Origin of the sequence: Clostridium merdae (genome assembly GCF_900176635.1) — a bacterium.
GTDB lineage: Bacteria > Bacillota > Clostridia > Oscillospirales > Acutalibacteraceae > Faecalispora > Faecalispora merdae.
The window spans coordinates 220478-234555 of record NZ_FXLN01000004.1; the positions used below are offsets into that span (position 1 = coordinate 220478).

A 14078-nucleotide genomic window follows, 5' to 3' on the forward strand; every position below is an offset into this window, starting at 1 on the left:
TGTTTTCATCACAGTTTGTACTCGAATTATTTATAATTTGTTTACGGACAGATTCTTGCATTGTTAGCCAAATAGATGGTATAATCGAATCAAACAAAAAACAAAGGAGCGTGTCTACGATGGGCCTTTTTGAAGATGTTGTCATTAATGCAAAATCGGCAGCGAATGCGGTCGGGAAAAAAGCCGGGCAGCTTGTGGATGTATCCAAACTGAAAATCAGTGCGGCCGAGTTGAATAACGAAATCAACAAAAAGTATGAGGCTTTGGGTAAAGCAGTATACGATGCCAAAAAAGCAGACAGCGATCCTGCGGATTTGGTAGCGGAAGCAATGGTAGCCATTGATGAGCTTCAGGATCAAATGAAGGCGCTCGAAGAGCAAATTCAGGAAGCCTCCGCACAACTGTAATCCCCCGCTGTATTGATGAATGAATAAAAAGCAGACTTACTCCCGTTGTTCGGGTAGTGAAGTCTGCTTTTTTTTGTTCTATCGCGTATTGCAATAGGGCAAATGGGTTAATAGATGCTGATAATGATTCCCTTTCCGTTTTCAGCGGTTGTACGGTAAAATTTCTTTAGCCCTTCAAAGTTTTCGACCAATTCTTCCAGAAGGCTGTCGCAGTCTTCTTGTAGCCAAATATTGGGGTAAATACCCTTCTCGTGATATTCCTGAGGTGAAAAAGCCGCCTTACTTGACTCAAGCTCCACTGCGTCAAGCGCCTTTGCTGCTTTCTTTACATCCTCCGGCATTAGGTATGCCATGTAATCCGCTTCCTCATCTTCGAAAAAAGTCTCTTTGCCCAACACTGCTTCACTAAGCGAGTTGTTTTCTATCGGGGTACTGGCAGAGGCACCGGTTAAAAAGCAGTGGAGGCCATCCCACATTTTGTCGAGGTAGCAGCATTCCACTTCTTCTTCCAAAGACTCCAGCTCTTCCAACATTTTCTCGGGGTCATCAATCTCCCGAAGCGTGTTCAGCAGGGTAGGGGTTACCTGTGTGTAGCAAACGGTCATACCCATGGTTTTTCACCTTCCTGATAATATATATTTCTTTTTATATTATATCGGACATAATCTTTGAAAATGAATGGAATCGCTGGGCGTGTTCATGAATTGACCTACTGCATTCCATCCCAATACGTTTTCTGCGGCATAACTGTTCCCACGCATTAATATATTTTTCGAAAGGACAGATTTTAGGGAATGGATGTGCTGATATGGGGAAAGCTTCCCGCAGGAAGAGTCAAAGCTTTTTACATGGCGCTTTGATTTTAACCGCGAGCATTTTAATTGTAAAGCTAATCGGCGCCTTATTCAAGGTACCGCTCACATGGATTATAACGGAGGATGGTCTGGGGTATTTTAATACCGCCTATAATTTTTATGGCCCAATTTACAGCCTGGCCACGGCGGGGTTCCCAATTGCGATTTCTCGCCTGGTATCAGAAAGTAGCACCCGCGGTGCTTACCGCGATATACGGCGCATTCACCGTGCATCCGCGCCCATTTTTATTGGAACCGGTACGGTTGGCTTTTTGCTTATGGTTTTTGGTGCGGCTTCCTACGCGAGTATTATCGGCAATGAAAATGCTCTTCCTGCACTGTACACACTGGCTCCGGCAATTTTATTCAGTTGTTTAACAGCGATTTATCGGGGATACTATGAAGGTCTACGGAATATGTATCCCACTGCAATTTCTGAGATAATTGAGGCGCTGAGTAAGCTCACGGTTGGGCTTTCTGCTGCCTGCTGGGTACTGCACAGGGGAATGAAGGAGTATGAAGCGTTAGGCACCGTATTTGGTGTAACCGCGGCCTCTCGTGATTATGCCCGCAGTGCGGTGCTCCCTTATGCGGCTGCTGGAGCAATTCTTGGCGTTACTGTTGGTTCTCTGTTAAGCTTTCTCTTTTTGTTTTGCCGCCATAAGCTGTTGGGTGACGGCATTACCGAAGAAAATCTAAGGAACTCACCGCCGCCGCGCAGCATGCGTAAAACCGTTTCTCGCTTAGTACGAACCGCTATTCCCATCGGAGTCGGCGCAATGGCGGTTAATGTAGCTGCTATGGTAGACACCACGTTTTTGCAGACAAGAATTCATAACGTGATGGAAGAAAATCCGCAGGTATTACTTTCCATGTATCAGGGAATGATACCACAAATCAATATTGAATCAGATACCGTCCCCAACTTTTTATTTGGCTGCTTTTCAATGGCGCTTACCCTGTTTATGCTCGTTCCTGCCGTTACACAGGCGTTTGGAATCAGCGCACTGCCGAATGTAACCGCCGCATATACCCGCGGTGAAAAAAAGCACCTAAAGAAAAGTATGGAAGCGGTTCTGCGGGTCACGGCTTTATTTAGCATCCCTGCGGGCATGGGGCTTGCCGTTATGGCAGGGCCTGTGGCACGCTTGGTGTTTGGTGCGCGTCCGTCACTGCCCATTACGTCTCATGTATTGGTCATAATGGGAGTGGGCGCGATTTTTGCGTCGTTCAGCACACCGGTGAACAGTATGCTGCAAGCCGTGGGTCGTGTTGATTTACCCGTTAAACTACTTGCCGTTGGTCTTACCATCAAGGTAGCGCTCAATTACTACTTGGTGGGCATCCCGAAAATTAATGTGCTGGGTGCGGGAGCAGGTACACTGGCCTGCTATTTCTTCCTTACGGTTGCCGCGCTAATTTGCCTGTGCCGTGAGACACGAATTCTGCCGGATTTCTTATCTATTTTTGGCAAACCCTTCGTTGCTTCTGTCTTGTGTTGTGCCGCTGCGTGGTCAACACGAGGGCTGCTTTCACACGTGCTTTCTGAGAATGTTTCCACGCTCGGAGGAGTAGGTGCGGCAGTGCTGGTTTATTCACTTTCCCTGCTGTGTTTGCGAGCGATTTGCAGAGATGATATTTTGATGCTGCCAAACGGGCAAAAAATTGCAAAAATACTTGAAAAACATGGATGGATAAGGTAATATAGTACTAGTTTTCGCCGGCTATATTCCAGGAAAGGACCTGTGAGGTTGGATTTTCAAAGAAAAGAAACTTATACGATTGAAGACTTGCTGCAAATTGTCAGAATTCTCCGTTCGCCCGGGGGATGCCCCTGGGACCGGGAGCAGACACATCACAGCATCCGGGCTTGCCTGATAGAAGAAACGTACGAGGTGGTTGAGGCAATCGACACTGAGAATGCGGAGCTTTTACAGGAAGAACTGGGAGATGTGCTGCTTCAGGTTGTCTTCCATGCTGATTTGGAAGAAGAAGCAGGCAGGTTTCGTTTTGATCAGGTTGCCGACGGCATTTGTAAAAAGCTAATTATTCGCCATCCCCATGTTTTTGGGGATGTCCATGTCCAGGATACCGCAGAGGTTCTCACGAACTGGGATGCCATCAAAAAGCGCACGAAGCACCAAACCACTCAGGCGCAGGTGCTAGAGAGCGTTTCTCCTGCATTGCCGGCACTGATGCGCAGTGCCAAGGTGCAGCAAAAAGCGGCAAAATCGGGGTATGACTTTGCTGATGTTTGGCAGACGCTGCAAAAGGTCGAGGAAGAAACCGCGGAACTGAAGGAGGCGATCCGGAAGGGTAATGTGCAAGACTGCCAGCAGGAGGTCGGTGATCTCTTGTTTTCAGTAGTGAATGCGGCCCGGCACCTAAACACGGAACCGGAGCAGGCGCTTACCATTTCTTGTAACAAATTCATTGCTCGCTTTACCGCAGCAGAAGAATTGGCGCAGGAAAGAGGACAGCGACTGAACACTTTATCGCCAGAAGAGTTGGACGAGCTTTGGTGTGAAGTAAAACAGCGTACCATTCCCCAGCTGGAAAACCAGACTGTAAAATAAAATTTTGGAGGTAACAAATCTTATGAACAAAACAGAATTAATTTCTGCAGTGGCAGAAAAAGCCGCTATTTCCAAGAAGGATGCCGACAGCGCAGTAAACGCAATGATCGACGTGATTATTGAGACCGTAGCAAGCGAAGAGAAAGTACAGCTGGTTGGCTTTGGTACATTCGAAGTTCGCTCTCGCAATGAAAGACAAGGCCGCGACCCCAGAACCAATTCCCCCATCACAATCCCTGCGTCCAAAATTCCGGCTTTTAAAGCTGGTAAAGCATTTAAGGATGCTACCGATAAATAATTCTTTTCATGAATTACAAGGCTGCGGACAGGCGTTAAGCGTTTGCCGTGGCCTTTTGTATTATCTTCATAAGGTTTGTACTATAATAATCGGTTTATTTTTAGATAGAGTATAACTATAAAGCTTAGAAAGGATTTCTTTTATGAGATTGGATAAATACCTGAAAGTTTCTCGCTTAATAAAGCGTCGCACCATTGCAAATGAAGCGTGCGATGCAGGCAGAGTATTGGTGAATGACAAAGTGGCTCGTGCCTCTTACGAAGTAAAAGAGGGCGATTTAATCGAGCTGCAGCTTGGTGCGCGTACACTAAAGGTTCGAGTAGTACGTGTAAGTGAATTTGCCCCGAAGGGTGAAGCCGCCGAAATGTATGAGGCGCTTTCCTAAGCTTCGCCTAGAATATGTCCTTCCCTACGCGCATATATGTAGAATAGTCCATCCGCTGTTATAACCAGGTGCTTTGCCTGATGCATAGTGGGCAAAAACGCAAGGAATGCGGAACGGTGATAATCTATACTGTCGGGAGGGTACGATCATGGCGGAAGACAAAAAGCCAGCAGCCAAAACGGTGCATACGCCTCATAGCCTGATTGTGGATAACAGAAAATCACTCACTGCAACAGGAGTTTCGAATGTAGACAGCTTTGACGATCAAACAGTGGTAGCCTATACAGATTTAGGCGAAATTGTAATTCGGGGCCGCAATTTGCAAATAGGAAAGCTCAATACCGAAACGGGGGAGCTTACTATTACAGGGGAAATCTCTTCTGTAACCTATACAGACCAAAAGCAAAGTAGTGGGGGCGGCCTATTCTCAAAGATGTTCCGATAGTGGGGTGATACACGTTGGGTCTTACTCTGGAGGAGCAAGGCCAGGGCTTTCTCATTGCTCTGGCGGTTGGTTTTGCACTTGGTGCATTTTACGATGTATTTCGAATCTATCGGGTATTTGCGCGCAGTGAGAAGCACCAAGTGATTTGGCAAGATATTTTTGTGTGCTTTATTGCAGCGGTTGCCAGCTTCCTTTTGGCTCTTGCGGTCAATTGGGGAGAAATTCGCTTTTATTTGCTGGCAGGTGAAGCAATTGGTATGTGCGTTTATTTTCTAACGCTAGGCGAAATAACATTTCGTTTGGCAAAACTTTTGCTGCGAATTTTAAAGGCAATGAAAAACTTTTTCATGCGCTGGGTTTTTCAACCAATTGGCCGTTTGTTTCGTTGGGTATTCCACCGAGTTAAAAATCTGTGCGTAAAAATTTGGAAAGTGATAGCAAAACCTTTAAATTTCGGAAGATTTCGCAAGAAAAGAAAAAAACCGCTTGAAACCTCCCCGCCGAATAGTGTATAATCAGCTATATAGATTCTGAATTTACCCCATTATAGCGGACTGCAGAAGAGGGAGGCTGTTTGACTTTATGAGGGTGCTGAAAGCAAAAAAAGAAAAGAAAAGCCTTTTGCTTCGATTTGCGATTTTTGTTTTTGCAATTTACATAGCAGTTGCTCTTGTGAATCAGCAAATGCAGATTAGTGAACGAAAACGTCAGCTAGCCGAACTAAAGCAGCAGATTCAAATTCAAGAAATCAAAAACGAAGATATTAAGCACGGTTTATCTTCGGGAAGCGGAGTTAGCGACGAGTACATAGAGCGCGTAGTGCGGGAGGGGCTGGATTATGCCAAGCCCGGCGAACGTGTTTTTGTAAATATTGCGGGGAATTAAACGGCTCTGAATTTAAGAGGAGGATATTATTACTGTATGCAACTTGAGGTAGGAACAATTCTTGAAGGAAAGGTTACTGGGATTACAAAATTTGGCGCTTTTGTAGAGCTTCCCGAAGGCAAAACCGGGATGGTTCATATTTCTGAGGTAGCTCCAACCTTCGTGAAAGAAATCCGAGACTATGTAACGGAAAATCAGATGGTCAAGGTGAAGGTGCTGAGCATCAGCGATGATGGTAAAGTGAGTCTTTCTATGAAAAAGGCTGTTCCGCCGCCGCCTCGCGACAATGGACCGGCCGTTCGTCGTTATGCGCCGCGTCCTTCTGGGCCGCGTCCCGCCGGCAGGCCGGGCAGCTACGAGTGGCAGGCCAGTAAAAAACCAGAAGCATCCAGCTTTGAGGAAATGATGTCTCGGTTCAAGCAATCCAGCGATGAAAAGATGACCGACCTCAAAAGGTGCATGGATTCCAAGCGCGGCGGCTTTACAAAACATGGTGGACCTTCCCGATAAAAACCCCTTGTGAAGCCTCTGAAAATACATACCGCAAGTGACTCGATTTGGGCATACTTGCTTTATGTAACGAGCGCTTGTATGATACAGCCAGCGCAGGAACGCAAAGCCACGGTTTGGTTTTGCAATTGTGCGACTTTCTCGACGGTCTTAGGCGGAGTGGTTACACTCCGCTTTTTTGTGCGAAAATATGTGTATGGGTATTTGCCCATATATGGAGGTAATACATGCTAATTCAAAATGCAATGATTTATACTATGGCAGGTGAGCCGATTCCCAACGGCTATTTGCTGGTACGTGACGGTAAAATTGCCGCTGTGGGTGAGATGCCTGCGCCGGCGACCGAAGGAGAAGAGGTAATTGACGTCGAAGGTGCTTGCGTGTACCCCGGCTTTATTGATTCCCACACGCACCTTGGTATGTGGGAGGATGGTTTGGCATTTGAAGGGGATGACGGTAACGAGGATACCGATCCGGTAACGCCGCATTTGCGGGGTATTGATGCCGTAAATCCTCTGGACCGCTGCTTTGAAGAAGCCTGTGCGGCGGGTGTTACCACCGTTGTTACCGGCCCGGGCAGTGCGAACCCCATTGGTGGGCAGCTTGCTGCAATTAAAACGGCGGGACGGCGCATTGATAAGATGCTAGTACAAGCACCTGTTGCAATGAAAATGGCATTGGGTGAAAATCCCAAATCTATTTATCACAGTAAAAGTCAAAGCCCATCGACTCGAATGGCAACGGCTGCGTTGATACGTGAGGAGCTTTTTAAAACCCGCCGCTATTTAGAGGATTTGGAGCTTTCTCGTGAGGATGAAGAAATAGATCCTCCGGAATACGACATGAAATGTGAGGCCTTAATGCCAGTTTTGAAAGGCGAGCTTCCCGTTCATTTTCATGCACACCGTGCAGATGATATTTTCACGGCTATGCGACTGGGGCGCGAATTTGGCCTTGATTATGTGATTGTTCACGGAACAGACGGCCACCTTATCGCTGAGGATTTGGCGGAGGAAGATGTACCGGTGCTGTGCGGCCCTATTTTATGTGACCGTTCAAAGCCGGAGCTAAAAAATCTGACTCCTGCTTGCCCCGGTATTTTGGCAGAGACCAACGTGCGAATCACAATTGTAACAGACCACCCGGTAATTCCCATTCAATATCTACCGGTTTGTGCCGGTTTGGCGGTTCGTGAGGGGTTAAACCGAGAGGAAGCACTTCGTGCCATAACCATTAATCCGGCGCAAATTTGCCATATCGATGACCGTGTAGGCTCGTTGGAGCCGGGCAAGGATGCCGATTTCTCGATTTTCCGGGAAGACCCGCTGCAAATTAGTACAAAACCCGAAATGGTATTTGTATCCGGCAAGCGTGTACTTTAAAATAACGGTTTGTGCGTGCCTTTTCGGTGCGATAAAAGGAGTTTGAAAGATATGAGAGAGGTTTCCGTTTCCCTCATCCGCGACGAGTTGCGCAACATGTTTATCGAAGCGAACCGTGAGCTGTCCGGTGATTTGGAGAGCTGCATCCGCTGTTCGGTTCAAAAAGAAAGCAACCCGCTTGGTAAATCTATATTAGAGGATTTGTGCGAGAACTTAGATGCCGCAAGGCGTTTGAATCTACCGATTTGCCAAGATACCGGAATGGCGGTCGTATTTGCAGAGATAGGGCAGGAGGTTTGCCTGACCGGCGGTTCGTTTGAAGATGCTGTAAACGAGGGAGTTCGCCGCGGCTATGTCGAGGGCTTGCTTCGCTTGTCTGTCGTGGGTGACCCACTTCGTCGCATCAATACGGAGGATAATACCCCTGCCATATTGCACACCCGCATTGTGCCGGGTGACCGTGTAACCCTTACTGCTTGCCCCAAAGGCTTTGGCAGTGAAAATATGAGCCGCTTGAAAATGATGACACCAGCCGCTGGGCCACAGCAAATTATCGACTTTGTAACCGAAACCGTCCGCCTGGCAGGCGGAAACCCCTGTCCTCCTGTTGTGCTGGGGGTTGGTATCGGTGGTGATTTTGAACTGTGCGCACAGCTGGCTAAAAAAGCACTTTGCCGCCCGCTGGATGAACCGAATAATGACCCATTTTACCGCGAGCTGGAAGAAAATATGCTCAAAGCCGTAAACGAGCTGAACGTTGGCCCGCAAGGGTTTGGTGGGGACGTAACTGCACTGGGGGTAAATATTGAAACCTATGCAACCCATATTGCTGGTTTGCCGGTTGCAGTAAATGTAGGTTGCCATGTAACACGACATAAAAAAGTGATTATTTAAATATAAAAAACGATAGAGCAAAGGTAGCGTATACAGGTACTATTATTAATAGAATGATTATATTGAATGGAAAAAATGGGAGCATAAATAGGGCTGTGATTTATCATTCGATTCAGTAAAATAAGATTTGCTTTAAGCTGTGGTTTCTTTTAACAGGAATGGATAACTCATATTTTACACATAAAAAAATAATCATTTTCTGTCGAACTACTTCTATTTTTTCAGTAGTTATGTTATAATACATTCAGAGAGTTCGGGTGAATTTTCAGGAATTTGTTCCGAAAACTCAGCGATTTCCATTTGCAAAGGAGATGCGTACATGAATATCACAATTACTGGACGTAAGGTAACACTGAAAGATCATTTTAAGAACCTAGCAACAAAAAAGCTCTCTCGCTTTGACAAGATTTTTGATGAAGACGCAGATGCCAATGTGGTGGTAACGTTGGAGCGTAACCGCCAGACGGTTGAAATCACCATCCGGAGCAAAGGCATGATTTATCGTGCAGAAGCTACCGATTTTGAAATGAACGATGCGCTTGATCAGGTCGTTAGTGCATTAGGGCGTCAGATTCGTAAAAACAAGACCCGTTTGGACAAGCAGATTCATTCTGCGGCACTGGATCAGCTCGTGTTGGAAATCCCTGAGGAGGCTGAGCCTGCTTCAGCAGAAGATGATGAATATCGCGTCGTACGTACCAAGCATTTCCCCGTAAAACCTCTTACCTTGGAAGAGGCAATTCTACAGATGAACCTGTTGGGGCATCAGTTTTACATGTTCCGCAACGGTACTACGGGTGAGATTAACGTAGTGTACCAGCGCAAAAATGGCGATTACGGTTTATTAGAGCCAGACGTGGAATAATAGAGTGAGTCAGCGGGGGCCGTATTAGACTGCGGTCTCCGTTTTATTTCTTGGGTAAGATGAAAACCTTACCCTTATATTTATAAAATGACAGATAGCTTAGGGCATTTCACCACTTGTGGGAGAAAAGCGCACTGGTATCTTGTTTTAGAGTTTATTACTATACTTTTTCAGAATACGGAGAGAAACACAATGGATCAATTTCAACTGGTATGCCCATGCCTGCTTGGTGTAGAAGGCCTCGTGGCGGAAGAACTGCGAGACATGGGTGCACAGCAGGTAGAGCCGCAAAACGGGCGAGTAGTATTTGCGGGCAGCCCCGAAATACTGGCGCGGGCAAATATTTGCTCCCGTTACAGTGAGCGGGTGCTCGTGCTGCTCGGCACGTTCCGTGCCGTTACCTTTGAGCAGCTCTTTCAAGGGGTAAAGGCATTGCCTTGGGAACAGTGGATCGATAAAAAAGACCGCTTCCCAGTAAAGGGGCGTTCGCTTAGCTCGCAGCTTTCCAGCGTTCCGGACTGCCAGTCTATTATTAAAAAGGCCATTGTGGAACGCCTGAAGCTGAAACACCGTGTACCGTGGTTTGAAGAAACGGGCGATATGTATCAAGTACAATTCCTCATTTTAAAAGATACGGTCAGCGTCATGCTCGACACGAGCGGCGTGGGGCTGCATAAGCGCGGTTATCGCCCCAACGCGGCAGAAGCACCCATTAAAGAAACGCTGGCCGCAACCATGGCAAAGCTTGCTCGCCTATGGCCAGATTCGCACGTGTATGACCCGTTCTGTGGTTCGGGCACGATTTTAATTGAATCTGCCATGCTTGCCATGAACATTGCACCCGGCTTGCAGCGTACCTTTGCAGCGCAGAGCTGGAAAGGGATTGACCCAAGTGTATGGGTGCAGGAGAAAGCGCGCGCGCAGGATTTGGTAAAGCGCGACAGCACGTTCTTAGCAACTGGCTACGATATTGATGGCGCTGCGGTAGCCCTCACACTGGAAAACGCAAAAAAAGCTGGTGTCATTGCCCACGTTCGTGCAGAAAAGCGCGACATCCGTGATTTTGCGGAGGACAGAGAGCGTGGCTGTGTAATATGCAACCCGCCCTACGGGGAGCGTTTGCTCGATTTAAATGCTGCTGAAGAGCTGTACCGAGAAATGGGTAAGCACTTTATACCCAAGCGTGGCTGGAGCTACCATATTATCAGCCCGGATGAAACCTTTGAAGGTTGCTTTGGCCGCCCTGCGGACAAACGCCGTAAGCTGTATAACGGTATGATTAAGTGCCAGTTGTTTAGCTATTTTAAAGCATAATATAGGTTAATTCAAATCCAGAATCCCGCATGGAATTCTGGATTTTTATTGCACATCGAATGGCAACTCCAGTTTCATTTCTTTTAAAGTAAATTGCGTATACGCCAAAATTAAATACTTTACTCTAGTTGTAATCATTGAAGTTTATTGCCATTGGATGAATCGGGAAAAATTTGAGAGGAAAGCTAAGCTCATTAGAAGACAAGCAATTGTAAAAAAATTATGAAATTCCCGTTTTTAGGAAAAAACCTCTTGATTTTTATGGGAGCAGCGGCTAAAATAAATCTTAGCACTCGAGGATATTGAGTGCTAAACCAAATCAATCATTTAGATTTTTTATAAGGAGGAAATAGGAAATGACGATCAAACCACTTTCCGACAGAGTTCTGATTAAAATGGAAGAAGCAGAGGAAACCACCAAAAGCGGTATCCTGCTTGCTGGCTCCGCAAAAGAGAAGCCCCAAATTGCAGCTGTTATCGCAGTAGGCCCCGGCGGTATGGTAGATGGCAAAGAAGTTACCATGTACGTTAAGGTGGGCGATAAGGTGATTAGCAGCAAATATGCCGGAACAGAAGTGAAAATCGACGGTGAAGAGTACACCATTGTACGTCAGTCCGATATTCTTGCTGTTGTGGAATGATTTATCATTTTAATATTTAAATTTAGGAGGAATACAGTATGGCAAAGCAGATTATTTTCGATGTAGAAGCCAGAAAAGCTCTGATGAGCGGCGTAAACCAGCTGGCCGATACCGTTAAAATTACCTTGGGACCGAAAGGCCGCAACGTAGTGCTCGATAAAAAGTTTGGCGCACCCCTCATCACGAACGATGGTGTTACCATTGCAAAAGAGATTGAGCTAGAAGATCCCTTTGAGAATATGGGCGCACAGCTCGTGAAAGAAGTTGCAATCAAGACCAACGATGTAGCTGGTGACGGTACCACTACCGCAACCTTGCTTGCACAGGCTTTGGTTCGTGAGGGCATGAAGAATCTGGCTGCCGGTGCAAACCCCATGATTTTGCGCAAAGGCATTCAGAAGGCGGTTGATACTGCGGTTGAGGCTGTTATCAATAACTCCAAGAAGGTTTCTGGCTCTGAAGATATTGCCAGAGTTGCAACCGTTTCTTCTGCAGATGAATATATTGGTAAGCTGATTGCAGAGGCAATGGAAAAGGTAAGCTCTGACGGTGTTATTACCGTTGAAGAGTCTAAAACTGCTGAAACATACTCTGAGGTTGTAGAGGGCATGCAGTTTGACCGTGGCTACATCACTCCTTATATGGTTACCGATACCAATAAGATGGAAGCTGTTATCGATGATGCTTATATCCTCATTACCGATAAGAAGATTTCGAACATTCAGGAGATTTTGCCTCTGCTCGAGAGCATCGTACAGTCTGGCAAGAAGCTCGTTATGATTGCAGAGGACATTGAGGGTGAGGCTCTTACCACTTTGATTCTCAATAAGCTGCGTGGCACCTTTACCTGCGTTGGTGTAAAGGCTCCCGGCTTTGGCGACAGAAGAAAAGAGATGCTGCGCGACATCGCTGTTTTAACCGGCGGTCAGGTTATCTCCGAAGAGCTTGGTCTTGAGCTAAAGGATACCACCATTGCTCAGTTGGGCCGTGCTCGCCAGGTAAAGGTTGACAAAGAGAACACCATCATTGTTGATGGTGCAGGCAACTCCAATGAAATTAAAGACAGAGTTGCTCAAATTCGTTCTCAGCTGGAAACCACAACCTCCGACTTCGACCGTGAGAAGCTACAAGAGCGCCTTGCAAAGCTTGCTGGCGGTGTTGCAGTCATCAAAGTTGGTGCTGCCACCGAAGTTGAGATGAAAGATAAGAAGCTGCGCATTGAAGATGCTTTAGCAGCTACCAAGGCTGCTGTGGAAGAAGGCATTGTTGCCGGCGGCGGCGTTGCGCTCATCAATGCAATTGCTCCTGTACAGAAGCTGATGGATACTGTAACCGGTGACGAAAAGACGGGTGTGCAGATCGTTCTGAAGGCTCTGGAAGAGCCCCTGCGCCAGATTGCTGCAAATGCAGGTCTCGAGGGTTCTGTTATTGTTGAAAACCTGAAGAGAGAGAATAAGGTTGGCTACGGTTTTAACGCACTCACTCAGGAATATGGCGACATGATTACACAGGGCATCGTTGATCCTACTAAGGTATCTCGTTCCGCTCTGCAGAATGCCGCTTCTATCGCTGCAATGATTCTGACTACCGAATCCTTGGTGGCAGACAAGAAAGAGCCCGTAGCGGCTCCCGCAATGCCCGCTGATGGCGGCATGGGTGGTATGTACTAATAGCAAACACTTGCATGTAAAAAAGGTGATACCGAAAGGTATCGCCTTTTTGCTTATATTTATAAATGAGAAGTGGAGTGAAAAATACGATGGGTGAATCAAATATACAATTGCTCAATCGCCATAAAATAGGAATCATCGGTTGTGGGCATCTGGGGCAATCGATTGCCCAGTCACTTTTAAAACATGGGCTGGAAAAAGAAAACCTTTTGATTTCTAGCAGAGGAAGCCAAAAGACCCTTGAAAATTTAGAAGCATCGGGTTTGTTGCAAAACCTTACTTCTAATCAAACGATTTTTGAGCAAGCAGGCATTGTATTGATTACGATTCGTCCTCAAGATATTTTAGAGCTAAAGGGCATGGCGGTACCGGAAAAGACCCTCCTTGCCTCCTGTATGGCAGGCGTCCCTATTGATTTGCTTCAATCTGTATTAGGTAGTCATGCTTACCGAATGATGTTCAGCGGGCCCGACACCATTGCGCAGAACAATGGTGTTGCCTCTATGTATCCTGAACAGGATAATTTAAAGCAACTATTACGCTTTATGAGCCTGAAGTACGTGAAAAGTGCAGATGAAAAGGATTTGGATGTATTTACTGCAGGCGTGTGTATGCCCGCCGCACTATTAAAAACAGACCAAATTGATGCGCAGCAGCCTTTAAATACGCTTAAAGTGGAATACCCTCTGTTCTTGGAGCTATATCATTGGGCAAACAGCGTTCTTCCTAATTTTGAGTCCGATGTAGAAAAGAAGCAATATATAGATAAAATGATTACCAAAGGGGGCATTACGGAGGCAATTATCCGTAGCTTAGAGAAAGGCGATTCATTCAATGCTGCATTGCTTAGCGGAGTAAAGCGTACCCAAGAAATATCGAAAGAAATACAGAAGTCGATACTCTCGGCGCTTTCATAAAATATGTAAAAAGCTAGTAATCGGATCGTAACATA

General features: G+C 46.3%; 17 protein-coding genes. 16 read left to right on the forward strand and 1 reads right to left on the reverse strand.

The annotated features are described in order from the left end of the window. Positions 1-119 precede the first annotated feature (119 nt). Positions 120-407: a hypothetical protein gene (locus CAN90_RS06470; protein WP_085833029.1), complete on the forward strand. Its 288-nt coding sequence runs from the start codon at positions 120-122 to the stop codon at positions 405-407. A 107-nt stretch (positions 408-514) separates the two neighbouring features. On the opposite strand, the gene CAN90_RS06475 is transcribed toward CAN90_RS06470, so the two are convergent. Then, positions 515-1018, reverse strand: coding sequence for a YfbM family protein (locus tag CAN90_RS06475; protein ID WP_085833030.1), 504 nt, complete (start codon positions 1016-1018; stop codon positions 515-517). A 197-nt stretch (positions 1019-1215) separates the two neighbouring features. Between CAN90_RS06475 and CAN90_RS06480 the strand changes: the two genes are divergently transcribed. The 15 genes from CAN90_RS06480 to CAN90_RS06550 all read left to right on the forward strand — a co-directional run bounded on the left by CAN90_RS06480 (position 1216) and on the right by CAN90_RS06550 (position 14043). Then, positions 1216-2964, forward strand: coding sequence for a putative polysaccharide biosynthesis protein (locus CAN90_RS06480; protein WP_085833031.1), 1749 nt, complete (start codon positions 1216-1218; stop codon positions 2962-2964). Positions 2965-3012: 48 nt separating this feature from the next. Continuing rightward, positions 3013-3837, forward strand: coding sequence for a nucleoside triphosphate pyrophosphohydrolase (mazG, locus tag CAN90_RS06485; RefSeq protein WP_085833032.1), 825 nt, complete (start codon positions 3013-3015; stop codon positions 3835-3837). 22 nt (positions 3838-3859) lie between these two features. Then, complete coding sequence (locus CAN90_RS06490; RefSeq protein ID WP_085833033.1) at positions 3860-4135, forward strand: HU family DNA-binding protein; 276 nt, start codon at positions 3860-3862, stop codon at positions 4133-4135. A gap of 142 nt (positions 4136-4277) precedes the next feature. After that, the gene (locus tag CAN90_RS06495) at positions 4278-4520 is read left to right on the forward strand and encodes an RNA-binding S4 domain-containing protein (RefSeq protein ID WP_085833034.1); all 243 of its coding nucleotides are present in this window, start codon (positions 4278-4280) and stop codon (positions 4518-4520) included. A 148-nt stretch (positions 4521-4668) separates the two neighbouring features. Beyond that, on the forward strand, positions 4669-4965 hold the full coding sequence (gene yabP, locus CAN90_RS06500; protein ID WP_085833035.1) for a sporulation protein YabP: 297 nt from the start codon (positions 4669-4671) through the stop codon (positions 4963-4965). Positions 4966-4979: 14 nt separating this feature from the next. Continuing rightward, positions 4980-5480 carry a spore cortex biosynthesis protein YabQ gene (gene yabQ / locus CAN90_RS06505; RefSeq protein ID WP_085833036.1) on the forward strand — a complete coding sequence of 167 codons (501 nt, stop codon included), beginning with the start codon at positions 4980-4982 and terminating at the stop codon, positions 5478-5480. A gap of 67 nt (positions 5481-5547) precedes the next feature. After that, positions 5548-5850, forward strand: a complete 303-nt coding sequence (locus CAN90_RS06510) for an FtsB family cell division protein (RefSeq protein WP_085833037.1) — start codon at positions 5548-5550, stop codon at positions 5848-5850. A gap of 36 nt (positions 5851-5886) precedes the next feature. After that, the gene (locus CAN90_RS06515) at positions 5887-6360 is read left to right on the forward strand and encodes a S1 RNA-binding domain-containing protein (protein ID WP_085833038.1); all 474 of its coding nucleotides are present in this window, start codon (positions 5887-5889) and stop codon (positions 6358-6360) included. Between the two features lie 227 nt (positions 6361-6587). Beyond that, positions 6588-7742 (forward strand): amidohydrolase, encoded by a 1155-nt coding sequence (locus CAN90_RS06520; RefSeq protein ID WP_085833039.1) that lies wholly within the window; start codon positions 6588-6590, stop codon positions 7740-7742. A gap of 51 nt (positions 7743-7793) precedes the next feature. After that, the gene (locus CAN90_RS06525; protein WP_085833040.1) at positions 7794-8636 is read left to right on the forward strand and encodes a fumarate hydratase; all 843 of its coding nucleotides are present in this window, start codon (positions 7794-7796) and stop codon (positions 8634-8636) included. Positions 8637-8955: 319 nt separating this feature from the next. Beyond that, on the forward strand, positions 8956-9501 hold the full coding sequence (hpf, locus tag CAN90_RS06530) for a ribosome hibernation-promoting factor, HPF/YfiA family (protein ID WP_085833041.1): 546 nt from the start codon (positions 8956-8958) through the stop codon (positions 9499-9501). A gap of 192 nt (positions 9502-9693) precedes the next feature. Continuing rightward, positions 9694-10815 carry a THUMP domain-containing class I SAM-dependent RNA methyltransferase gene (locus CAN90_RS06535; protein WP_085833042.1) on the forward strand — a complete coding sequence of 374 codons (1122 nt, stop codon included), beginning with the start codon at positions 9694-9696 and terminating at the stop codon, positions 10813-10815. A gap of 356 nt (positions 10816-11171) precedes the next feature. Beyond that, on the forward strand, positions 11172-11456 hold the full coding sequence (locus tag CAN90_RS06540; RefSeq protein WP_085833043.1) for a co-chaperone GroES: 285 nt from the start codon (positions 11172-11174) through the stop codon (positions 11454-11456). A 38-nt stretch (positions 11457-11494) separates the two neighbouring features. After that, entirely contained in the window at positions 11495-13126 is a 1632-nt protein-coding gene (gene groL / locus CAN90_RS06545) for a chaperonin GroEL (RefSeq protein WP_085833044.1), read from the forward strand. Positions 13127-13215: 89 nt separating this feature from the next. After that, positions 13216-14043, forward strand: coding sequence for a pyrroline-5-carboxylate reductase family protein (locus CAN90_RS06550; RefSeq protein ID WP_159450362.1), 828 nt, complete (start codon positions 13216-13218; stop codon positions 14041-14043). Positions 14044-14078: the final 35 nt, after the last annotated feature.

What these genes read in the sequence shown, in the direction of transcription:
- groL (WP_085833044.1), top strand. Translation starts at nt 11,495, where the DNA reads ATGGCAAAGCAGATTATTTTCGATGTAGAAGCCAGAAAAGCTCTGATG.
- CAN90_RS06550 (WP_159450362.1), top strand. Translation starts at nt 13,216, where the DNA reads ATGGGTGAATCAAATATACAATTGCTCAATCGCCATAAAATAGGAATC.
- CAN90_RS06525 (WP_085833040.1), top strand. Translation starts at nt 7,794, where the DNA reads ATGAGAGAGGTTTCCGTTTCCCTCATCCGCGACGAGTTGCGCAACATG.
- CAN90_RS06540 (WP_085833043.1), top strand. Translation starts at nt 11,172, where the DNA reads ATGACGATCAAACCACTTTCCGACAGAGTTCTGATTAAAATGGAAGAA.
- CAN90_RS06495 (WP_085833034.1), top strand. Translation starts at nt 4,278, where the DNA reads ATGAGATTGGATAAATACCTGAAAGTTTCTCGCTTAATAAAGCGTCGC.
- CAN90_RS06520 (WP_085833039.1), top strand. Translation starts at nt 6,588, where the DNA reads ATGCTAATTCAAAATGCAATGATTTATACTATGGCAGGTGAGCCGATT.
- CAN90_RS06535 (WP_085833042.1), top strand. Translation starts at nt 9,694, where the DNA reads ATGGATCAATTTCAACTGGTATGCCCATGCCTGCTTGGTGTAGAAGGC.
- CAN90_RS06490 (WP_085833033.1), top strand. Translation starts at nt 3,860, where the DNA reads ATGAACAAAACAGAATTAATTTCTGCAGTGGCAGAAAAAGCCGCTATT.
- CAN90_RS06510 (WP_085833037.1), top strand. Translation starts at nt 5,548, where the DNA reads ATGAGGGTGCTGAAAGCAAAAAAAGAAAAGAAAAGCCTTTTGCTTCGA.
- CAN90_RS06475 (WP_085833030.1), bottom strand. Translation starts at nt 1,018, where the DNA reads ATGGGTATGACCGTTTGCTACACACAGGTAACCCCTACCCTGCTGAAC.
- CAN90_RS06470 (WP_085833029.1), top strand. Translation starts at nt 120, where the DNA reads ATGGGCCTTTTTGAAGATGTTGTCATTAATGCAAAATCGGCAGCGAAT.
- hpf (WP_085833041.1), top strand. Translation starts at nt 8,956, where the DNA reads ATGAATATCACAATTACTGGACGTAAGGTAACACTGAAAGATCATTTT.
- CAN90_RS06480 (WP_085833031.1), top strand. Translation starts at nt 1,216, where the DNA reads ATGGGGAAAGCTTCCCGCAGGAAGAGTCAAAGCTTTTTACATGGCGCT.
- CAN90_RS06515 (WP_085833038.1), top strand. Translation starts at nt 5,887, where the DNA reads ATGCAACTTGAGGTAGGAACAATTCTTGAAGGAAAGGTTACTGGGATT.
- yabP (WP_085833035.1), top strand. Translation starts at nt 4,669, where the DNA reads ATGGCGGAAGACAAAAAGCCAGCAGCCAAAACGGTGCATACGCCTCAT.